This window comes from Mycobacterium lehmannii (assembly GCF_001499925.1).
GTDB classification, from domain to species: domain Bacteria; phylum Actinomycetota; class Actinomycetes; order Mycobacteriales; family Mycobacteriaceae; genus Mycobacterium; species Mycobacterium lehmannii.
The window spans coordinates 1-21367 of record NZ_LQIR01000038.1; the positions used below are offsets into that span (position 1 = coordinate 1).

Annotated in this window: 19 protein-coding genes and 1 pseudogene; 12 read left to right on the top strand and 8 right to left on the bottom strand. The window is 68.8% G+C overall.

Going from position 1 to position 21367, the window contains the following annotated elements; genetic code table 11:
• Positions 1-554, bottom strand: a 554-nt coding sequence (locus AU192_RS18990) for an IS110 family transposase (RefSeq protein WP_165593256.1), incomplete at its 3' end; no start/stop codon positions are given.
• A gap of 116 nt (positions 555-670) precedes the next feature.
• Here AU192_RS18990 and AU192_RS18995 point away from each other — a divergent pair.
• The 5 genes from AU192_RS18995 to AU192_RS19015 all read left to right on the top strand — a co-directional run bounded on the left by AU192_RS18995 (position 671) and on the right by AU192_RS19015 (position 5298).
• Entirely contained in the window at positions 671-1471 is an 801-nt protein-coding gene (locus tag AU192_RS18995) for an LLM class F420-dependent oxidoreductase (protein WP_064398998.1), read from the top strand.
• A 52-nt stretch (positions 1472-1523) separates the two neighbouring features.
• Positions 1524-2201, top strand: a complete 678-nt coding sequence (locus tag AU192_RS19000) for a GntR family transcriptional regulator (RefSeq protein WP_064399000.1) — start codon at positions 1524-1526, stop codon at positions 2199-2201.
• Between the two features lie 48 nt (positions 2202-2249).
• On the top strand, positions 2250-4031 hold the full coding sequence (locus AU192_RS19005; RefSeq protein ID WP_064399002.1) for an ABC transporter substrate-binding protein/permease: 1782 nt from the start codon (positions 2250-2252) through the stop codon (positions 4029-4031).
• Positions 4031-4774, top strand: a complete 744-nt coding sequence (locus AU192_RS19010) for an amino acid ABC transporter ATP-binding protein (RefSeq protein ID WP_064399004.1) — start codon at positions 4031-4033, stop codon at positions 4772-4774. Before AU192_RS19005 ends, AU192_RS19010 begins: the two co-directional genes overlap by 1 nt.
• A 77-nt stretch (positions 4775-4851) precedes the next feature.
• Positions 4852-5298: a MarR family winged helix-turn-helix transcriptional regulator gene (locus tag AU192_RS19015; RefSeq protein WP_064399006.1), complete on the top strand. Its 447-nt coding sequence runs from the start codon at positions 4852-4854 to the stop codon at positions 5296-5298.
• A gap of 4 nt (positions 5299-5302) precedes the next feature.
• On the opposite strand, the gene ggh is transcribed toward AU192_RS19015, so the two are convergent.
• Positions 5303-6643 carry a glucosylglycerate hydrolase gene (gene ggh / locus AU192_RS19020; protein WP_064399033.1) on the bottom strand — a complete coding sequence of 447 codons (1341 nt, stop codon included), beginning with the start codon at positions 6641-6643 and terminating at the stop codon, positions 5303-5305.
• A gap of 53 nt (positions 6644-6696) precedes the next feature.
• Here ggh and AU192_RS19025 point away from each other — a divergent pair, with 53 nt between their 5' ends.
• On the top strand, positions 6697-7362 hold the full coding sequence (locus tag AU192_RS19025; protein WP_064399009.1) for an SDR family oxidoreductase: 666 nt from the start codon (positions 6697-6699) through the stop codon (positions 7360-7362).
• A 35-nt stretch (positions 7363-7397) separates the two neighbouring features.
• Here the strand turns inward: AU192_RS19025 and AU192_RS19030 are convergent, their stop codons facing one another.
• The 3 genes and pseudogenes from AU192_RS19030 to leuS form a co-directional block, all read right to left on the bottom strand.
• Positions 7398-8024 (bottom strand): endonuclease domain-containing protein, encoded by a 627-nt coding sequence (locus tag AU192_RS19030; protein WP_341271759.1) that lies wholly within the window; start codon positions 8022-8024, stop codon positions 7398-7400.
• Between the two features lie 168 nt (positions 8025-8192).
• Positions 8193-8267, bottom strand: a pseudogene (locus AU192_RS26225) (hypothetical protein); the annotation flags it as partial.
• Positions 8268-8366: 99 nt separating this feature from the next.
• A complete protein-coding gene (gene leuS, locus AU192_RS19035; RefSeq protein ID WP_064399013.1) occupies positions 8367-11210 on the bottom strand; it encodes a leucine--tRNA ligase in 2844 nt (947 codons plus the stop codon).
• 177 nt (positions 11211-11387) lie between these two features.
• Between leuS and AU192_RS19040 the strand changes: the two genes are divergently transcribed.
• Together AU192_RS19040 and AU192_RS19045 are read left to right on the top strand one after the other, a co-directional pair.
• On the top strand, positions 11388-12509 hold the full coding sequence (locus AU192_RS19040; protein ID WP_064399015.1) for an LpqN/LpqT family lipoprotein: 1122 nt from the start codon (positions 11388-11390) through the stop codon (positions 12507-12509).
• 80 nt (positions 12510-12589) lie between these two features.
• Complete coding sequence (locus AU192_RS19045) at positions 12590-12943, top strand: hypothetical protein (RefSeq protein WP_064399017.1); 354 nt, start codon at positions 12590-12592, stop codon at positions 12941-12943.
• 3 nt (positions 12944-12946) lie between these two features.
• On the opposite strand, the gene AU192_RS19050 is transcribed toward AU192_RS19045, so the two are convergent.
• Positions 12947-13552 carry a YqgE/AlgH family protein gene (locus AU192_RS19050; protein ID WP_064399019.1) on the bottom strand — a complete coding sequence of 202 codons (606 nt, stop codon included), beginning with the start codon at positions 13550-13552 and terminating at the stop codon, positions 12947-12949.
• Positions 13553-13663: 111 nt separating this feature from the next.
• Between AU192_RS19050 and AU192_RS19055 the strand changes: the two genes are divergently transcribed.
• Together AU192_RS19055 and AU192_RS19060 are read left to right on the top strand one after the other, a co-directional pair.
• Positions 13664-14950: an MFS transporter gene (locus AU192_RS19055; protein WP_064399022.1), complete on the top strand. Its 1287-nt coding sequence runs from the start codon at positions 13664-13666 to the stop codon at positions 14948-14950.
• A gap of 10 nt (positions 14951-14960) precedes the next feature.
• Positions 14961-15737 (top strand): TIGR03084 family metal-binding protein, encoded by a 777-nt coding sequence (locus AU192_RS19060; RefSeq protein WP_064399035.1) that lies wholly within the window; start codon positions 14961-14963, stop codon positions 15735-15737.
• Between the two features lie 6 nt (positions 15738-15743).
• Here the strand turns inward: AU192_RS19060 and AU192_RS19065 are convergent, their stop codons facing one another.
• Positions 15744-16226: a hypothetical protein gene (locus AU192_RS19065; RefSeq protein WP_064399025.1), complete on the bottom strand. Its 483-nt coding sequence runs from the start codon at positions 16224-16226 to the stop codon at positions 15744-15746.
• A gap of 131 nt (positions 16227-16357) precedes the next feature.
• Positions 16358-17800, bottom strand: a complete 1443-nt coding sequence (locus AU192_RS19070; RefSeq protein ID WP_064399027.1) for a CCA tRNA nucleotidyltransferase — start codon at positions 17798-17800, stop codon at positions 16358-16360.
• A 176-nt stretch (positions 17801-17976) separates the two neighbouring features.
• Here AU192_RS19070 and AU192_RS19075 point away from each other — a divergent pair, with 176 nt between their 5' ends.
• Complete coding sequence (locus tag AU192_RS19075; RefSeq protein WP_064399029.1) at positions 17977-18810, top strand: NUDIX hydrolase; 834 nt, start codon at positions 17977-17979, stop codon at positions 18808-18810.
• On the top strand, positions 18807-21218 hold the full coding sequence (locus tag AU192_RS19080) for a hypothetical protein (protein ID WP_064399031.1): 2412 nt from the start codon (positions 18807-18809) through the stop codon (positions 21216-21218). The genes AU192_RS19075 and AU192_RS19080 overlap by 4 nt, the downstream gene beginning before the upstream one ends.
• The last annotated feature ends 149 nt before the right edge of the window (positions 21219-21367 follow it).

The window sequence follows — 21367 nt, forward strand, 5'->3', positions numbered from 1 at the left end:
GTCGACTCGGTAATCAACCGTTCGCGGCGTGCTCCGAGCTGACGCAGCCGCGCCCAGATCTGGTCGGCACGTTCAGGGATGTAACAGTTGAGCTGGGCCACCAGCCGCGCGATCACCATCGCGTCCTTGTCGTCGCTTTTATCGCGGGTGTAATCCTCGGTTTCGCGGGCCCGGCCCACCAACATCGGATTCACACACACAAAAGGCATGTCATGTTGGGCGGCAAGCTGTTCGAGTACCCGCCAACGATGACCGGTCGGTTCACAACCCACCGTCACACCGGCAAATCCGTGTTGAACGGCCACCCGACGGGCCCATCGCAGCACCGGCCCCAGATCCCAGGCCTTAGCCGAGACCCGCTGACGCGCCAGCACCCGCGAATCCAAATCAGTGAGCACCACCACCTGCTTCACATCAGCCAGATCAATACCCAACACGGCATAACCAACCGGCACCAACTCCCGCAACCGGGCCAATCGGGCGTTACGGCGTTTATCTCCACGCGACAAAGCCCTACTCTTAGACACGACGTCCTCCTCGTTGTCTTGGGACACCAAGCCCTCTAACGACAACAGGGGGACGTCGCACTTACCACGCACAACACGCGACATAGTTCTCTTACTACGGTCGCTCGCGCGGTGGGGGTGGTGACGCTGCGTACGGTTGAGGGGTGAGCTATCCGATCCGTGTCGGCGTGCAACTGCAGCCGCAGCACTCCCCGAAGTACAGCCATATCCGCGACGCGGTCCGACGCTGCGAAGACCTCGGTGTCGACGTCGCCTTCAACTGGGACCACTTCTTTCCGCTCTACGGCGATCCCGACGGTGCCCACTACGAATGCTGGACCATGCTGGGCGCCTGGGCCGAGCAAACGTCGCGCATCGAGATCGGTGCGCTGGTGACCTGCAACTCGTACCGCAACCCCGAGCTGCTGGCAGACATGGCGCGCACCGTCGACCACATCAGCGACGGCCGCCTGATCCTGGGCATCGGTTCGGGTTGGAAGCAGAAGGATTACGACGAGTACGGCTACGAGTTCGGCACCGCAGGCAGCCGGCTCGACGACCTCGCCGCGGCGATGCCGCGCATCACGTCGCGTCTTTCCAAGCTCAACCCGCAGCCCACCCGCGACATCCCCGTCCTGATCGGCGGCGGTGGTGAGAGGAAGACGCTGCGTCTGGTCGCCGAGTACGGCGACATCTGGCACAGCTTCTCCGACAGTGGCGAATACCCGCGCAAGGCCGAGGTTTTGGCGGGCCACTGCGCCGACGTGGGCCGCGATCCGAACGCCATCGAGCGCTCGGCCGGCGTGTCGGGAAAGACGGCCGAGAGGTTGATCGGCGAGGCCGAGGCGCTCGCCGACCTCGGCGTCACGATGCTGACCGTCGGGGTCAACGGACCCGACTACGACCTGTCCGAAGCCGAGGCGTTGGTCCGGTGGCGTGACCGTCGTCGAAACGAAGCCGGCTGAACCGGCGTAACCCCTCCCGGCGGGGCGTGGTGCGTGAGAGACTGTCGCCGCCATGCCCAAAAAGTATGGGGTCAAGGAAAAAGACCTTGTGGTCGCGCACGTCGTGAACCTGGTCCTGACCGGCAAGCTCCGGTCTGGTGATCGGATCGACCGCAACGAGATCGCACAAGACCTCGGTTTGTCGCGCGTGCCGATACAAGAGGCCGTCGTGCAGATGGAACACGACGGCATCTTGTCCACCCGCTATCACCGCGGTGCCTTCGTCGAACGCTTCGACGAGGCGTTCGTGCGCGAGCACCACGAGCTGCACGGCTTCCTGACCGGCATGGCGTCGGCGCGCGCGGCCGCCGAACCGGATCCCGGCGTTCTCGACCGCCTGGGCGCGCTGACCGACACGTTGCGCGGTACCCGGGACTCGCGCGTCTTCTATGACGCCGCATGGCAGTACCGCACCGTGATCACCGACTCTTACGCCGGCCCGCGACTGACGGCGTTGATCCGGTCGGTGCAGGCCTTCACGCCTCGAGCGTTCTGGGTGACGTACCTGAGTGATCACGACGAGATGCTGCCCTTCTACGAGGACGAGACCGCCGCGATCCGCGGCGGCGACGAGGAGGCCGCCCGCAACGCCTGCATCGCCCGCAGCGAGACGATGGGGCGCATCATGGTCACCGAACTGGTCCGACGGGGTGTGCTGCGCGGGGCGGGCGCCTCGCCTGTGACGTTCTGATCGAGCCCAACCCGGTGAACGTGGCGCCTTGACCGATACCTTGCACAGATGACCCCGTTCGCGCGGTTCTGCAAGCTCTTGGTGGTCGCGCTTGTCGCGATGCTGGTGACTGGTATCGGTCTGGCCGGACCCGTAAACGCCAACGTCGACCAGTGCACACCCCCCGGGATCGGGAGCGCCAGCGCCCTTCCGACCAACCTCGCCGCGGCGGCAACCGGGCCCGACGAGGACCGGTACACCACGCCATCCGTGGTGCCCCTCGCGGCGGTGGACGTCGATGCGCTGGGGCTGATCCAGCCGGGCACGCTGACCGTCGGCACCTTGTCGGACGCGCCACCGAGCATCTGCATCGACTCGGCCGGTCAGTTCACCGGCTTCGACAACGAGGTGCTGCGCGCGGTCGCCGACAAGCTGGGGCTGCGGATCAACTTCGTCGGCACCGAGTTCTCCGGGCTGCTGGCGCAGGTGGCTGCGCGACGCTTCGATGTCGGGTCCTCCTCGATCACCACGACCGAAGAGCGCCGCCGCACGGTCGGTTTCACCAACGGCTATGACTTCGGCTATTTTTCGCTCGTCGTACCCACCGGGTCGCCGATCACCGGGTTCGACAAACTGGCGCCCGGCCAGCGCATCGGCGTGGTGCAAGGCACCGTGCAGGAGTCCTACGTCATCGACACCCTGGGCCTGCGGCCGGTCAAGTACCCCGACTACAACACCGTCTACGCCAGCCTGAAGACCCGGCAGATCGACGCCTGGGTGGCCCCGTCCCAGCAGGCGTCGGGAACCGTGCAGCCCGGTGATCCGGCCGAGATCATCGAAAACACCTTCAGCTTGGACAATTTCATCGCGTGGGCGGTGGCCACCGAGAACCGCCCGCTCATCGACGCGTTGAACTCCGGGCTGGACGCCGTGATCGCCGACGGCACCTGGGCGCGGCTGTACTCCGAATGGGTACCGCGGGCGCTGCCGCCCGGGTGGAAGCCAGGCTCCAAGGCGGCTCCGCCGCCGCAACTGCCGGACTTCAACGCCATCGCCGCCGAGAACCAGCGGCCTTCGACCGGTCCCGCAGCGCCGAAATCGACTCTGGCGCAACTGAAGGACTCGTTCCTGAACTGGGACCTGTACCGGCAGGCGGTTCCCGATCTGTTGAAGACCGGTCTGCCGAACACGTTGATCCTGACCGTCAGCGCAGCCGTCATCGGCCTGGTGCTGGGGATGCTGCTGGCGGTCGCGGGGATCTCGCGGCACCGCTGGCTGCGGTGGCCGGCGCGGGTCTACACCGACATCTTCCGCGGCCTGCCCGAGGTGGTCATCATCTTGTTGATCGGCCTCGGGGTGGGGCCCATCGTGGGCGGGCTGACCGGCAACAACCCCTTCCCACTGGGCATCGCCGCGCTGGGCCTGATGGCCGCGGCCTACGTAGGCGAGATCTTCCGTTCCGGTATCCAGAGCGTCGAGCCCGGCCAGATGGAAGCCTCACGTGCACTTGGCTTCTCGTACACCGCATCGATGCAGCTGGTCGTTATACCCCAGGGCGTGCGACGGGTGCTGCCCGCGCTGATGAACCAGTTCATCTCGCTACTGAAGGCCTCGTCGCTGGTCTACTTCCTCGGGCTCGTGGCCGACCAACGTGAGCTGTTCCAGGTCGGACGCGACCTCAACGCGCAGACCGGCAACCTGTCACCGCTGGTGGCCGCGGGCTTCTTCTATCTGATGCTGACCGTGCCGCTGACGCATCTGGTCAACTACATCGACAACCGGTTGCGACGCGGGCGAAAACCCTCCGAGGAGGACCCGCTTCCGATGGCGACGTCTCAGGAGATGATCTGATGAGTGCGTCCGGTTTCGATCCGGTGTCGTTGAGCGCCAACGACATCCATCTCTCATTTGGCCCCAACCCGGTGCTGCGCGGGGTGGATATCGACGTGCCTGCGGGCAGCACCACGGCGGTGATCGGACCGTCGGGGTCGGGCAAGTCCACCCTGCTTCGGACGCTGAACCGCCTCTACGAGCCCGACCGCGGCGACATCCTGCTCGACGGTCGCTCGGTGCTCGCCGACAACCCCGACCAGTTGCGCCAACGCATCGGGATGGTCTTCCAGAACTTCAACCTGTTCCCGCACCGCAGCGTGCTGGACAACGTGACCCTCGCGCCGCGCAAGCTCAAACGGCTCAGCGCCGAGGAGGCCCGCGAGCTCGGGTTGGCGCACCTGGAGCGCGTCGGCCTGCGCAACAAGGCCGACGTGCGGCCGACGACCCTGTCCGGTGGGCAGCAGCAGCGGGTGGCGATCGCGCGGGCGTTGGCGATGGCGCCGCAGGTGATGTTCTTCGACGAGGCGACCTCTGCGCTCGACCCGGAGTTGGTCAAGGGCATCCTCGCGCTGATCGCCGACCTCGGCGCCGACGGCATGACCATGGTGGTGGTGACCCACGAGATGGGCTTCGCCCGATCGACCTCCGATGCCGTGGTGTTCATGGATCACGGCAAGGTCGTCGAGGCCGGACCGCCGGAGCCGATCTTCGATGCGGCCGAAACCGAACGTCTGCAGCGGTTCCTCTCGCAGGTGCTGTGACCGGGCCTTCGACGACTTTGAACTAACGCGTCCGTCACGCAACCTGGCATCGCCTGACAGGTTAGACTGCCGAAATTATGGCGGATGTCGTAGAACCGCAGGTCGCGGAGCTGTCAGGAGAGCTGCAGCGGGTTCTGTCCCGCGTGTTCTCCGTGCTGCGTCGCAGCGACACCGGCCGCACCGACGCGGGAGACCTCACGTTGGCCCAGCTGTCGATCCTGCTCACGCTGCTGGAGCAGGGCCCGATGCGGATGACCGACCTGGCCGCCCACGAGCGTGTTCGCACGCCCACGACCACGGTGGCGATCCGCCGCCTGGAGAAGCTGGGCCTCGTCAAGCGCTCGCGCGACCCGTCCGACCTGCGGGCGGTGCTCGTCGACATCACCCCGGAGGGCCGCGCCCAGCACCAGGAGGCCCTCGAGGTTCGGCGCGCGCATCTGGCCAGCCTGTTGTCGCGGTTGAGCCCGGAGGACATCGAGACTTTGACCAAGGCCATCGACCCGCTTGAGCGGCTGGCCGAGTAGTGGGCTAACCGAGCCAGTCCAGGACCGCGGCCGCCGTCCACGACTGCTGCATACTGCCCAGTGGCTCGCCGGTGAAGGGTTCGTAGTATTCGGCGAACGTCCCGTCGCTGGCCTGACGCAGTCCCTCCTGGCGCAATAGACGCGCGCGTTCGGCCCAGCCGCGGCGCGCGAAGCACCACGAGAACAGCCACGTCATCACCGGCCACACCGGCCCGCGCCAGTATTCGCGCGGGCGGAATTCGCGCGACACCGGCGAGGTGGACGGAATGCAGGCGTACTTGAGGTCGGGGTGAGCGCAGAAGCGCGGGCCCTCCAGCAGCTTCACCAGCGTGCGTTCCTTGTCGTGGGGCAGACCGCCGCACAACAGCGGGGCGAACTGCGCGACCGTTTCGGTGGCCACCCACTTGCCGGTTCGCACGTCGAAATCCCGTGCTGCGCCTGTTCTTTCGTCCGTGGTGTCGATGACGCCGTCACGGAACCGCTGACCCCACGCGTAGAGGTCGCGGACGTCGGCGCGGGGGCGGCCGTAGTCCTCGCCGATCTCTGCGAGCACGTCGCAGGCGACCGCGAGGATAGCTGAGACGAAGACGTCCTCGACCGCGAAACTCATGACCTTGGGCAGCAATTCGTCGTCGTAGCGGGCCGACTTCATCTCCTCGAGCAGCCACAAGTAGCGGTCGTACTCGAGGTCGGACGGGCGCTGGGTCGCGTCGGTGACGATCGTGTTGTCCTCGCGCTGGTACTCGGGCACGTTGCCCGGAATCACGTTGGCATAGGCGCTGTCCCAGCGTGGGGAGTTGTCCATACCGGATTCCCAGCCGTGGTACAGCGTGACGCGGCCGTGTTCTTTCGGGTCGCGGGCCTCGGCGAGCCAGCGGTGCCACTTGACGAGGTCGGACCAGCGGCGGTCCAGGAACGCCTCGGCCACAGCGCGGGTGGAGCGGCCGCGGGTGCGGGCGTGATCGAGGATTCGCTGCACGGCGATCGCATGCACCGGAGGCTGGGTGATACCGGACGTGTGCCGGTTGCGGGGTGCGTGCGCGGCCAGTGCGGACGTGGCCCAGCGCGCCGGGCCGGGAAAGTAGCCGTCGACACCGTTGGCGAAGACGATGTGCGGGATCATCCCGTTGGTCCACTGCGCCGAGAGCAGGGTGTCGAGTTCAACGACCGCGCGCTCGACGCTCAGCGGGGCCAGCCCGATCGCCACGAACGCCGCGTCCCAGCTCCACATGTGCGGGTACAGCAGCGGCGCCGCGGTGGTCATGGTGCCCAGGTCGTTACCCCGCAGCAGGTACGCGGCGCGGGCCGCGAGCTGGGTGGGCGCAAAGCTGTGGTCGGGTGGCATCCGTTCCATGATGCGACGCTTCGCCGCCGAACGCAGGTCGGTAGGGTTTCGACATGCCGACCGCGATGATCACGGGTGCCTCACGGGGGCTCGGGACGGCGATCGCCACGGCGCTCGCCGACAGCCACACGCTGTTCCTGGCCGGGCGACCGTCGGCGGCGCTCGACGAGGTCGCCGCGCAGTTCGGCGCGACCACGTGGCCGATCGACCTGGCTGACGTCTCCGGTATCGAGGCCGCGGTCGAGCCGATCGTCGAGCTCGACGTGCTGATCCACAATGCCGGGGTGGCGTTCCCTGGCCGGGTCGCCGAGTCCACCGTCGACGAGTGGCGCACCTCCATGGAGGTCAACGTCATTGGCGCCGTTGCCCTTACCCTCGCGCTGTTGCCGGCGCTGCGCGCCGCGGGCGGGCACGTGCTGTTCGTGAACTCGGGGTCGGGGATCAACGCGTCGCCGGGATTGGCGTCGTATTCGGCCAGCAAGTTCGCCTTGCGGTCGTTCGCCGACTCGCTGCGGGCCGATGAGCCGTCGCTGCGGGTGACGTCGGTGCACCCGGGCCGGATCGCCACGGAGATGCAGGAGGGTCTAGTCGCCTACGAGGGCGGCGAGTACGACCCGTCGCGGTTCCTGAGCCCGCAGAGTGTGGCGAAGGTGATCGCCGATGCGGTGCACACCCCGCCCGACGCTCACATGCACGAGGTCATCGTCCGCCCCCGCTAGGAGCCAGCGGCCGATTTGGGTGCACTACCTATCGCTCAGCGACTTGTAGCGCACCGAAGCGCCTCGCGGATGGTGGCGATCACACGCTCGGGATAGACGGTCGGGTCCAGCCAGGTGAAGCGCAGGACCTGCCAGCCCAGCAAGGCGATCGCGTTCTGCCGCTTGCGGTCGACCTGGAAGACCTCGGCGTCCGAGTGAAACGCCCAGCCGTCGGTCTCCAGCGCGATCTTCTCCCACAAGAAGGCCACATCGACCCTGTAGCCGCCGACCGGATGGTTCGCCTTCCATCCGGAGATCCCCGCCTCCCGCAGCAGTTTGATGAGCAGTCGTTCGGCGGTAGAGCGAGCGTCATCGGCCGCCGCCTGCAACAGGATTCGCGCGGCCGGAGAACCGTAGCGACCCTTGTTGCGGAGTTGAGCACGCCAGAGGTCGCGCCGATCAAGGTGTCGCTGCAATGCACTGTCCATCAGCTTGGCACCGTCGCGCCGCTTGGTAGCCGCTTCGAGCACGGTCAGCGGTTTCGCGGTGGCGCGCATTCGACGCACTACGGTGACATCCCTCGGGTCGAGGTTGCGCCGCCGCAGTCGGGTGCCGGTGTGACAGCGCCCAGTCGCGGTCCGCCCCACGGTGACCTCGACGACATCCGGCGGGTAAAGGGTCAAACCGAGCCACCATGCCGCGGTAAGACCACTAGCGACTGCGTTTTCGCCGTACCCCCAGACTGCCGCACGCACCCTTGCGGCATCGGTGAACTCGCGGTCGTCGACGAAGTACACCCCTTTCGCGCACCGCCTCCACATTCCTGCGCGCACCCTACGCTGTACCGACTGATCGCTGAGGCCGGCCTCCCTAGCCTGAGCGGACGTGATCACGCCGTCCTGGACCCGCAGCAATTCCCGAAGCACGCATGATTGGACGCACGCAACATCCGTCGCGGTTCCCTTCCGGACGGCTTGGGTGCACTACATATCGCTCAGCGACCGGTAGTGCACCGAAATCGCGCGTTAGACGACGATGTTGACGAGGCGGCCGGCCACCACGATGACCTTCTTCGGCGTCGCGCCGTTGATGAACGCCTGAACCTTCTCGTCGGCCAACGCGGCGGCTTCCAGTGCATCGGCGTTGGCGTCCGCGGCGACCGTCACCCGGCCGCGCACCTTCCCGTTGACCTGCACGGGGTACTCGACGGTGTCCTCGACCAGAAACTGCGGGTCGGCCACCGGGAACGGACCCTGCGCCAGCGACGATTCGTGACCCAGTCGACGCCACAACTCCTCGGCCAGATGCGGGGCCAGCGGCGCGACCATCAACACCAGCGGCTCCAACGCCGCGCGCGCCGTCACCCCCTCCTTGGTCAGGTGGTTGGTGTACTCGATCAGTTTGGCCGCCGCGGTGTTGTTGCGCAGGCTCGTGTAATCGTCCGACACTCCGGCGATGGTGCGGTGCAACAACTTCAGCGTCGGCTCGTCGATCGCCTCGTGTTCGGCGACGCGGTTGGCGCCGGTCTCCTCGTCGACCACAAGGCGCCACACCCGCTGCAGGAACCGGTGTGCGCCGACGACGTCCTTGGTGGCCCACGGCCGCGACGCCTCCAGTGGGCCCATCGACATCTCGTAAACGCGAAGCGTGTCCGCACCGTAGTTGTCGCAGATCTCGTCGGGCGACACCGAGTTCTTCAGGCTCTTGCCGATCTTTCCGAACTCCTGGTAGACCTCGATCTCACCGTCAGGACCCGACCAGTAGAACTTGCCCTCCCGCTCAACCACTTCCGCCGCGGGCACGTATGTGCCGCGGGAGTCGGTGTAGGCGAACGCCTGGATGTAGCCCTGGTTCACCAGCCGGCGATACGGCTCAGAAGAGCTGACGTGGCCGAGGTCGTAGAGCACCTTGTGCCAGAACCGCGCGTACAGCAGGTGCAGCACCGCGTGCTCGACGCCGCCGACGTACAGGTCGACACCACCCGGGTCGTCGGCGCCGTGTTCGAGGGGCCGCGGCCCCATCCAGTAGGCCTCGTTCTCCTTGGCGCACAACTCCTCTGAGTTGTGCGGGTCGGTGTAGCGCAGCTCGTACCAGGAGCTGGCGGCCCACTGCGGCATCACGTTGGTGTCGCGGGTGTAGCGCTTGAGCCCGTCGCCGAGATCCAGCTCTACGTTCACCCAGTCGGTGGCCTTGCCCAGCGGCGGTGACGGCTCACTGTCGGCGTCGTCTGGATCGAACAGCACCGGCGAGTAGTCGGGTACGTCGGGCAGCTCGACCGGCAGCGCGGACTCCGGCAGCGCGTGCGCGCGGCCGTCCTCGTCGTAGACGATCGGGAACGGCTCGCCCCAATACCGCTGACGCGCGAAAAGCCAATCCCGAAGTTTGTATTCGACGCGCTCACGGGCGCGGCCCTCTGCCGCCAGCCGCGCGGTGATGGCCTCCTTCGCCGAGGCCACGCTCAGCCCGTTGAGGTAGTCGGAGTTGACGATCTCGCCTTCTCCGGTGTAGGGGTCCTGCGAAACATCGCCGCCGGCAACGACTTCGACGATCGGCAGCGCGAACTCGGTCGCGAATTCCCAGTCGCGCTGGTCATGTCCCGGCACCGCCATGATGGCTCCGGTGCCGTAGCCCAGCAGAACGTAGTCGGCGATGAAGATCGGAACGCGTTGACCGTTGGCGGGGTTCGTCGCATACGCGCCGACGAACACACCGGTCTTGATCCTGTTCTCCTGCCGCTCCAGGTCCGACTTGGCCGCGATCGCAGCACGGTAGGCGGCGACGGCTTCGGCAGGCGTCGCGGCGCCGTACGTCCACCGCTCGTTGACACCGGCCGGCCACTGGTCGGCCACCAGCCTGTCGATCAGTTCATGTTCGGGCGCCAGCACCATGTACGTCGCGCCGAAAAGTGTGTCGGGGCGAGTGGTGAACACCTCGATGTCCCCGGCGTCGGTGCCGAAGAGGACGGACGCCCCCGTCGACCGGCCGATCCAGTTGCGCTGCATGGTCTTGACCTTCTCCGGCCAGTCCAGCAGTTCGAGGTCGTCGAGCAGGCGATCGGAATACGCGGTGATGCGCATCATCCACTGTCGCAACCGTTTACGGAACACCGGGAAGTTCCCGCGCTCGCTGCGACCGTCGGAGGTGACCTCCTCGTTGGCCAGTACCGTGCCCAACCCCGGACACCAGTTCACCAGCGAGTCGGACTGATACACCAGCCGATAAGAGTCGATGACGTCGGCGCGCTCACCCTTCGACAGGTCCTTCCACGACCGGCCGTCGCCGAGGCTGCGCGTGCCCGACTCGAACTGCTCGACCAGCTCCGCAATCGGCCGGGCCTTCTGTGCGGCCGGGTCGAACCACGCGTTATAGATCTGCAGGAAGATCCACTGCGTCCACTTGTAGTAGTCGACGTCGGTGGTGGCGAAGCTGCGGCGCGAGTCGTGACCGAACCCCAGCCGGCCGAGCTGGCGCCTGAAGTTGACGATGTTGGCCTCGGTGCGAATCCGGGGATGCGTGCCGGTCTGGATGGCGTACTGCTCGGCAGGCAGACCGAACGCATCAAAACCCAAGGCGTGCAACACGTTATGCCCGGTCATCCGGAAGTACCTGGCGTAGACGTCGGTCGCGATGTAACCGAGCGGGTGCCCCACGTGCAGGCCTTCACCCGACGGATACGGGAACATGTCCAGGACGAACATCTTGTCGGGGGGCACCGGCGAACCGTCGGCGGGCGCCAGGGACCCGACGGGGTTCGGCACGTGGAAGGTCCCCGCGTCGGCCCACCGCTGTTGCCAGGTGCGCTCGATCTGCCCGGCCAGCTCCGCGGTGTAGCGGTGCTGGGGGGTGTCTGTGGTCGGCGCGTCTGTCACGTGAACAGGGTATAAGCACCGATATCCGCGGTGCTTCGGCCACGGGTCGGTCTCGGTTGCATTGCGGGGAAGTCAGAACACGGTTGCAGGTCGGTTCCGACGCTGGTCGCCGTGCTTCACGGGTCGATACAGTCAGCGCCTGACCTCTTCCCGTGCAGTTCGGAAGGACCGACGCAGATGATCGAGATCGCCCCTCGCTGGCGGATATTGGCCGCAAGTGTGGCCACCGCCACCGCCGGCGTCCTCGGCTTCGCGGGCACGACCGCATCGGCCGAACCTCTCGTTCCGCAGCCACCCCAGCCCGCGTTGCCCACGGTCACGCAGACCGTCACGGTCACACCGAACGCCCAGCCCCTGACCCAACAGGGGGTGACCGCACCGGGTGTGACGTCTGCCACCGCGGGGACCCCGGCCGGCGCGGCGGCCCGAGCCGGCGCAGCAACTCCGGCGGGCGCGGCGACTCCGGCAGGCGCGACTCCCGGTGCGGCGATGCCGGCGGGAGCGGCGGCGCCCGCCGGTACCGCGGCGGCACCTGCCGGAACCGCGGCCCCGGGCCTGGCCGCCCAACCCGTCCCCCCGGCGCCGGTCGCGACGATCATGCCCGCCACCTCCGGCACGCTCACCGAGTTCTTCGCCGACAAGGGAGTGAAACTCGAGCCGCAAAACAGCCGCGACTTCAAGGCCCTCACCATCGTGCTGCCAATGCCGCGCGGGTGGGAGCACGTCCCGGACCCGAACGTCCCCGATGCGTTCGCGGTGATCGCGGACCGGGTCGGCGGCAACGGGTTGTACACCTCGAACGCTCAGGTCGTGGTGTACAAGCTCGTCGGCGACTTCGACCCCAAAGAGGCGATCAGCCACGGCTTCATCGACAGCCAGCAGCTGCCCGCATGGCGCAGCACCGACGCGTCGCTGGCCGAGTTCGGCGGCATGCCGTCGGCGTTGATCGAGGGAACCTACCGCGAGAACAACATGACGCTGAACACCTCGCGGCGTCACGTCATCGCCGCCGCCGGACCGGACAAGTATCTGGTGTCGCTGTCCGTCACGACGAGCGTCGACCAGGTTGTCCCGGCCGCTGAGGCCACGGACGCGATCGTCAACGGTTTCCGGGTCACGGTCCCCGGGGCGCCCGCCGCAGCACCCCCCGCTGCGCCTGCCGCCCCCGGTGCACCCGCCCCGGCCGCTCCCGGCGCGGCGTCGCCGGTGTCGAATCCGCCGTCAGTTGCGACGGCGCCGGCCGCCCCGCGGTCCCCGAGCGCGACTGCGCTGGGAACCCAGCCGGGCCTGCCGGGTTAGGCCCGTCCCCCGGGCGAAGCCTGGCGCCCGGGGGACGTCCCAACTCGTCGATCGCGACGGGTCTCGATATTCTGTGGCCCATGCTCATCGCCGCGGTGCTCTGCCTGTGCGCTGCCGGCGCCATCGCCGCGGTCGGTGGATGGCTACTGAGCCGACCGCAATCCGAAGACCCGGTGCGCACGGTGTTGCGCTCGGTGGCGCCGACCCAACTGGCGGCCGCCGCGATGCTGGCAGCCGGCGGTGCGGTCGCACTGGCGGCCGATGCCGGCACGGCCATCGTCGTGTTGATCGTCTGCGTGGTCGGAGCGCTGGGAACCGTCGGAGCCGGATGCTGGCAGAGCGCAAAAATGGCCGTCCGGCTGTCGAGCGCTGAGCGCAGCGAGGCGGGCGGTTGCGGCGGCGCGTGCGCCACGTGCACGCTGTCCTGCAGTTGAGGTCTAGTTGCGGCTGACGTCGATCGGATGGGTGGCGAGCAACGACAGCGGAAGGGGCTGTCTGCGCAGCACCCGCGACCACAGGTCGATCTTCGGCTCGACCAGAACGTCGGACGGTAGGGCGGACAAAACGATCCAGTCGTCGCGCTCGATCTCGCCTTCGAGTTGGCCGATCGTCCACCCCGAGTAGCCGGCGAAGATTCGTATCCCTTCCACGACCGGGGCGATCGAGTCGGGATCGGCGTCCAGGTCGACCATCACCATCCGCCCCTGCACATGGCGCAGACCGGGGGCGTCGGCGGGCTCCATCCCGGCGCGCAGCGTCGCCAGGCACAGCGCCGCATCGCGTTTGACCGGTCCGCCGATGAACATCGTCTTCGGTTTTGCGGCCAGCTTGGCCCACTGGGGCAACACGTTGTAGACGGCGGTCTCGCTCGCCCGGTTCAGGACGACGCCGAGCGTGCCGCCGTCGTTGTGTTCGACGACGTAGATGACGCTGCGGCGGAACGTCGGCTCCAGCAGGTCGGTGTTGGCGAGAAGCAACGTCCCCGCCCGCACTCGAGGCGCGGCAGGGGCGATGAAATCCTCCGGGTCCTCTGACTGCGCCACCCGTCCATCATGGCACCGGCAACCCCTGTCGTGGCGGACAAGCGCGACGCCGCCGCGATATTTGTACTGTGGATGCGGTCCGATCCGCCGCTTCTGAGAACGTGATCTCCCGTGCCCGATTTCCGCGCGCCCGTAGCCGTCTGGCGGTCGGTGCGCAGCCTGCCCGAGTTCCGGCGTCTGCTGGAACTGCGGCTGGTGAGTCAGTTCGGCGATGGTCTGTTCTCGGCGGGGCTGGCAGGCGCGATTTTGTTCAACCCGCAGCGCGCCGCCGAACCGTGGGCGATCGCCGGCGCGTTCGCGGTGCTGTTCCTGCCCTACTCGCTGCTCGGCCCGTTCGCCGGAGCGCTGCTCGACCGCTGGGATCGACGGCTGGTGCTGGTCGCGGCGAACGCCGGCCGCCTGGTCTTGGTGCTGGCCGTCGCGCAGCTGCTCGAATCCGGCGCGGGTGACCTGGCGATCCTGTGTTGCGCGCTGATCGTCACCGGGTTCACCCGCTTCGTGTCGTCGGGGTTGTCAGCGGCGCTGCCGCACGTGGTGCCCAGAGATCAAGTGGTGGCGATGAACTCGGTTGCGATCGCGGCCGGTGCCGCGGCGGCGTTCCTCGGGGCCAACTTCATGTTGCTGCCCCGTTGGCTGTTCGGCGCCGACGACGCAGGCGCCGCGGTCATCATCTTGATCGTGGCCGCCCCGGTGGCGCTGGCGCTGTGGCTGGCGTGGCGTTTCCCGCCGCGGATGCTAGGACCCGACGACAGTGCGCGTGCGGTCCACGGCTCGGTGCTCTATGCGGTCGCCACCGGCTGGGTGCACGGCGTGAAAACCGTGATCGCGGTGCCTGCCGTGGCCGCGACACTGACCGGGTTGGCCGCGCATCGGATGGTGTTCGGGATCAACAGCCTGCTGGTGCTGGTGATGGTGCGCCATACCGACACTCAGCAGGTCGCGGGGTTGGGCACCGCGGTGCTGTTCGTCGCGGCGACCGGCGCGGGGGCCTTCATCGCCGCCGCGGTCATGCCGGTGGCGGTGCGCCGCTGGGGCCGGTACGCCACGGCCAACGGTGCGTTGGCGATCGCCGCGCTGGTCCAGCTGGCCGGGTCCGGACTGCAGCTGGCGATGATGGTGGTGTGCGGGTTCCTGCTCGGCATGGCCGGTCAGGTGGTCAAGCTGTGCGCGGACAACGCCATGCAGCTCGACGTCGACGACGGCATGCGCGGCCACGTGTTCACCGTGCAGGACTCGCTGTTCTGGATGACGTTCATCGGCGCGATCGCGTTGACGGCGAGCGTGATTCCTCCGGACGGACGCCAACCCGCGCTGGCGTTGGCCGGCGTCGGCGTATACCTCGCCGGTCTGGCCGCGCACGCGGCAATCGCGAGACGGGCGGCTCCGACCCCGGGCTAAGGTGACCGACATGGCTGGTGCCGCGCCGATGGTGGCCGACCTGCGCGCCGAGAGCGACGAACTCGACGGCCTCGTCGCCGATCTTCCCGCCGTGCGATGGGCAGAACCCACTCCGGCGGACGGCTGGACGATCGCTCACCAGATCGCGCATCTGTTGTGGACCGACCGCGTCGCGTTGACCGCCGTCACCGACGAGGCCGCCTTCGCCGGCCTGCTAGAAGAGGCGGGCAAGAACCCGACCGGCTTCGTCGACGCGGGCGCCGAGGAGCTGGCCGCGATGCCGCCAGGGGACCTGCTCGAAGAGTGGCGCACGACCCGGTCCCGGTTGCACGACGAGCTGCTGACCGTCGCCGAGGGCCGCAAGCTGCCCTGGTTCGGCCCGCCGATGAGCGCCGCGTCGATGGCGACGGCCCGGCTGATGGAGACGTGGGCGCACGGCCTCGACGTCGCCGACGCCCTTGGTGTGCGCAGGCCGCCCACGGAGCGGCTGCGTTCGATCGCCCACATCGGTGTGCGCACCCGCGACTTCGCGTTCGTGGTCAACGGTCGACAGCCGCCTGGCGAACCGTTCCGCGTCGAGTTGCGCGCCCCCGACGGGTCGACATGGTCGTGGGGACCGGAGGACGCGGACCAGCGGGTCACCGGCTCGGCGGAGGACTTCTGCATGCTGGTGACCCAACGACGTCCCCGCTCAGCACTCGATGTGCGCGCGGTCGGCGACGACGCCGAACAGTGGCTGGACATCGCGCAGGCGTTCGCCGGCCCGCCGGGGTCTGGCCGCGGTTAGCCCCCTTCAGAGTTCGACGGCCGAATCGGCGCGACCGTCGCCGTCACTGTCGGTCAGCTTGATGTCCCACTTGCCGTCGGCATCGGCGTCGACGTAAGCGTTCTCGCCGGCAAGAACTCGATCGGCCAGCCCATCTGCGTCGAGGTCCACCAGGCGGTCGTCGACGTGGCCGTCGGCGTCCAGGTCGACCATCGGCCCACCGAATTGCTCGACCCCGTCGAGGCCGAACCAGCGCAGCCCGCGCTCGACGCTGACGGTCCAGGTTCCGGTGCCGTCGTCGGTGAAATGAGTTGCGGCGTCGGCATGGTCGCGTACGAGGCGCTCGGCGATACCGTCGTCGTCCAGGTCGGCCATCGCATCGTCGAGCATGCCGTCACCGTCGAAGTCGAGCCCGACCGCTTCGAATGCACCGTCACCGTCGACATCCACGTCGGGGGTCGCGGACCAGATCGTCGCTGAGCCGTCGCCGTCACCGAGGCAGTAGTCCATGCCTTATGAGACGCACCGCTCCGGCCGCGGGTTCCACCGCTGAGCGCCCCGCCTCGCTCGAGACCGACGCAATGGTCGAATTCGCGTGCGCTGACCAACCAATACGTCGGGCTCGGCGAAGAAGCGGCCCGTTATTGCCCGCCGCGGGCGTTCCACCACGCCAGCAGTTCCTCGACGGCCTCGTCGCGCGGCAGCGGTCCGCGGTCCAGACGCAGGTCCTTGAGGTACTGCCACGCCTGGCCGACCTGGGGACCGGCGGGGATGCCGAGGATCTCCATGATCTCGTTTCCGTCGAGATCGGGGCGCACCCGCGCGAGGTCCTCCTTCTCGGCGAGTTCGGCGATCCGCTGCTCGAGGTCGTCGTAGTTGGCCTGGAGCCGGGCCGCGCGACGCTTGTTGCGCGTGGTGCAGTCGGCGCGTACCAACTTGTGCAGCCGCGGCAGCAGTGGACCGGCGTCGGTCACGTACCGGCGCACCGCCGAATCCGTCCACTTGCCGCCGCCGTAGCCGTGGAACCGCAGGTGCAGGTACACCAGCTGCGATACGTCGTCGACCATCTGCTTGGAGTACTTGAGCGCGCGCAGCCGTTTGCGCGCCATCTTCGCGCCGACCACCTCGTGATGGTGAAAGCTCACCCCGCCATCGGGTTCGTGCTTGCGGGTGGCGGGCTTGCCGATGTCATGCAGCAGCGCCGCCCAGCGCAACACCAAGTCGGGTCCGTCGTCCTCGAGCGCGATCGCCTGCCGCAGGACGGTGAGCGAATGCCAGTAGACGTCCTTGTGCTGGTGGTGTTCGTCGATCGCCATGCGCATCGCGCCGACCTCGGGCAGCACCACATCGCCCAGCCCGGTCTGCACCATCAGGTCGACGCCCGCGACCGGATCGGCGCCGAGCAGCAGCTTGTCCAGTTCGGCGGCCACCCGCTCGGCGGTGATGCGTCCCAGCTGCGGCGCCATCTGAACCAGCGCGGCGATCACACGCGGCGCGACGGTGAACTCCAACTGCGAGACGAAGCGCGCGGCGCGCAGCATGCGCAGGGGGTCGTCGCCGAAGGACACCTCGGGTGCGGCGGGGGTGTCGAGCACCCTGGCGCGCAGCGCCGCCAGGCCGTTGAGCGGGTCGTGGAAGTCGGCGGGTCCGTCGGCGGTGATGCGCACGGCCATCGCGTTGGCGGTGAAGTCGCGTCGCACCAGGTCGTCGTCGAGGTTGTCGCCGAACCGCACCTCCGGATTGCGGGACACCTGGTCGTAGGTGTCGGCGCGGTAGGTGGTGATCTCGAGACGCTTGTCGCCCCTGCCGACGCCGAGGGTGCCGAATTCGATGCCCGTGTCCCACAGCGAGTCGGCCCACGGCCGCAGCAACTTCTGCATCTGCTCGGGACGGGCGTCGGTGGTGAAGTCGAGGTCGGTCAGCGCACGGCCCAGCAGCGCGTCCCGGACACTGCCGCCGACGAGATACAACTCGTGACCGGCGTCGGCGAACAGCCGGCCGAGTTCGCGCAGCACCTCGCCGTGGCGGTTCAGCTCCACTTGCGCGGTGGCAAGGAGTTCGGCGTCGGTGGAGGAGGCGGGCACGTTCGGACAGCCTAGTCAGGCGACGATCAAGCGGCCCCCGGGCCGCGTTGAGGAGCCGGACGATCCAACCTAGTCAGGCGACGATCAAGCGGCCCAGTCACACAAATGTGCAACGGCTCTATCACGACCGGTGAGTGCGGCGGGGGCGAATATGCGTGGCAGCTACTATCGCTTGGGTGTCGGACGGCGAACAGGCCAAACCACGACGGCGCCGAGGGCGACGTCGTGGCCGACGCGCGGCAGGCCCGCCCGAGGCGGCGCCCGACCCGTCGGCGCAGCGCCGCCGCCCCATCCCGCAGCCCCCGGCCGGCCAGACCAACGCCGCACCGCAGAACGGTGCCGCCGTCGACGGAAACAAGGACACCAAGGGCGGGCAGTCGAAGAAGTCGCGGCCGCGGCGGCCACCCGACCGGCTGCGCACTGTCCACGAGACCTCGGCGGGCGGCCTGGTCATCGACGGTATCGACGGCCCCAAGGAGAGTCAGGTCGCCGCGCTGATCGGCCGCATCGACCGGCGCGGGCGCATGCTGTGGTCGCTGCCCAAGGGCCATATCGAGATGGGTGAGACCGCCGAGCAGACCGCCGTCCGCGAGGTCGCCGAGGAGACCGGCGTGCAGGGCAGCGTGCTCGCCGCGCTGGGCAGCATCGACTACTGGTTCGTCACCGAGGGCCGCCGCGTCCACAAGACCGTGCACCACTACCTGATGCGTTTCCTCGGCGGTGAACTGTCCGACGAGGACGTCGAAGTCACCGAGGTGGCGTGGGTGCCGCTCAAGGAGTTGCCCAAGCGGCTGGCCTACGCCGACGAACGCCGCCTCGCCGAGGTCGCAGGTGAGCTGATCGACAAGCTGCACGCCCACGGCCCCTCCGCGCTACCGCCGCTGCCCCGCTCGTCGCCGCGGCGCCGCCCCCAGACGCACTCGCACACCCGCAAGCGTCGTCCCGACGAACGCGAGTGGGGGAAGATGCAGCCCGGCCGCCGGACGAACGGTTGCGGACAGGGCTCGTGACCGCCGCAGCGCTGCCGCGCGCGCTGGCCGCGCTGATAGTGCTGGCGCTGAGCGCCCTACCGCTCGTCCTACCGCCGGCCGCCGCCGCCCAATCCGATTCGACGCCGTTCCTTCAGGTCCGCGTCGACCGCGTCACCCCCGACGTGGTGACCACCACCAGCGAGCCGGTGGTCACCGTGGCCGGCGCCGTCCTCAACGTCGGCGACCGGCCGGTGCGCGATGTGGTCGTTCGGTTGGAGGATGCCGCGGCGGTGCGGACGTCGACGGGCCTGCGCACCAACCTCACCGGCGACGTCGACCAGTTCGAGCCGATCGGCGAGTTTGTCCCGCTCTCGCCCGAACTCGCTCGCGGACAAGAGGTTCCGTTCACCCTGTCCTACCCCCTGAGGTCGGCCGATCGGCCGTCGCTCAGCATTGACGAGCCGGGGGTGTACCCGGTGATGGTCAATGTCAACGGCACCCCCGACTACGGTGCGCCCGCCCGCCTCGACGACGCCCGCTTCCTGCTGCCGGTGCTCGGCGTCCCACCCGACCCGGGCGCCGAGCCAGGTGACGCGGTCACGGCGATCGCAGCGCCCGACACGTCCAAGCCGGTCCCGCTGACGCTGCTGTGGCCGATCGCCGACCGGCCGCGGCTGGCCGCGGGCGCACCGGGCGGCGCCACCCCGGTACGGCTCATCGACGATGAGCTGGCGTCCTCCCTGGCACCGGGCGGGCGCCTCGACACGCTCCTGTCGGCCGTCGAGTTCGCCACCAGCCCACAGGTCGATCCCGACGGACGGGTGCGCGCCGCGACCTGTTTGGCGATCGACCCCGATCTGCTCGTCACCGTGAACGCGATGACGGGCGGCTACGTCGTCAACAACGGGCCCGACGCGGGGCCCGGCACCCCCACCCGACCGGGCGCCGGTCAGGACGCGGCGGTGGCGTGGCTGAACCGGCTCAAGAACCTGGCGACAGGCATGTGCGCCGCCTCCACCATCTACGCGCAGGCCGACCTCGACGCGCTCCGCCGCGTCCGCGACCCCGGGCTCAGCCGGATAGCGACCACCTCTGCGGGCGACATCGTCGACCAGATCCTGGGCGTCACTTCGGTGCGCGGCGCCAGCCTGGTCGGCGACGGTCCGCTGACCGGCCCCGCGGTGCGTCTGCTGTCGGACCAGGGCGGCCAGACGGTGGCCGTCGCGGCCGCCGAATCGGGTTCGGATGACGGCACCGACGTCGCGGACTCCGGTGTCGCCGACACCGAAGCCGTCCGCTACACACCGCAGGTCGTCGCGGCGCCGTTCGACCCGGCCGTCGGGGCGGCGCTCGCCGGCGCGGGCACCGATCCCGTGGCGCCGGGATATCTGGACCCGTCGCTGGACATCCCGCTGCAACACGATTCGGCGGTGGCCCGGCGCCAGGACGCCCTGGGAGCCATGCTGTGGCGCGCCCTCAATCCGGACGTCTCCCCGCGCACCCAGATCCTGATGCCGCCGATGGCGTGGAGCATCGGCCCCGACGACGCGCGGGCGATGTTCCGGGCGGTCGCCACGGCGATCAACGCCGGGCTCGCCGAGCCGCGACCGCTGACCGCGGTGATCGGTGAGGGCAGCGCCGTCCCGCCCGACGACATGTCACCGCTGCCCAGCGACGAGCTGGGCGACCCCGACGCCCGGTTCGACGACGCCGTCGTGTCGGGCATCGCCGGGGTCACCGGGCGGCTGTGGGGGCTGACCGCGGCGCTGACCACCGACGAACGCACGGGGTTGACCGGATACGGCTACACCGCCCCTCTGCGCGAGGACATGTTGCGCGCACTGAGCCTGTCGGTGCCGCCCGACACCCGCAACGGCCTTGCGCAACAACGACTCACGACGGTCGGACACACCGTCGACGACATCTTCGGAGCGGTCACGATCGTCAATCCGGGCGGGGCCTACACGCTGGCGACCGAACGCAGCCCGCTGCCGCTGGCGTTGCGCAACGACCTGCCGGTTCCGATACGGGTCCGCCTCGACGTCGACGCGCCACCGGGGATGACGGTCACCGATATGGGCGAGATCGTGCTGCCACCGGGCTACCTTCCGCTGCGGGTCCCCATCGAGGTGCACTTCACGCAGCGCGTCGCCGTCGACGTCGCGCTGCGCACGGTCAACGGTCTGCCGCTCGGGGAACCGGTGCGGCTGTCGGTGCACTCGAACGCCTACGGCAAGGTGCTGTTCTTCATCACGCTCTCGGCGGGCGCCGTCCTGGTGCTGCTGGCCGGGCGTCGTCTCTGGCACCGGTTCCGCGGTCAGCCCGATCCCGCCGACCTCGACCGTCCCGACCCGCTCGAGGTCGCGCTGCACTACGACGACGACACCGACGCACCCCTCAGTCGGGCCGGACGCCGAGGCTCGGGCACCCGCGGTGGTGCCGGGTGAGCACGCCCGGGCCGCCGCCTCGGCCCCATCCGCCGGCACCGCCACGAAGGTGGCCCGGTCACACACCACCCCCTCCCCCGCCGCCGAGCAGACCGCGCCGCGATCAAGTTGGGCAGCTGGTAGGCCACCGAGAACGCGCTGGTGAGTGC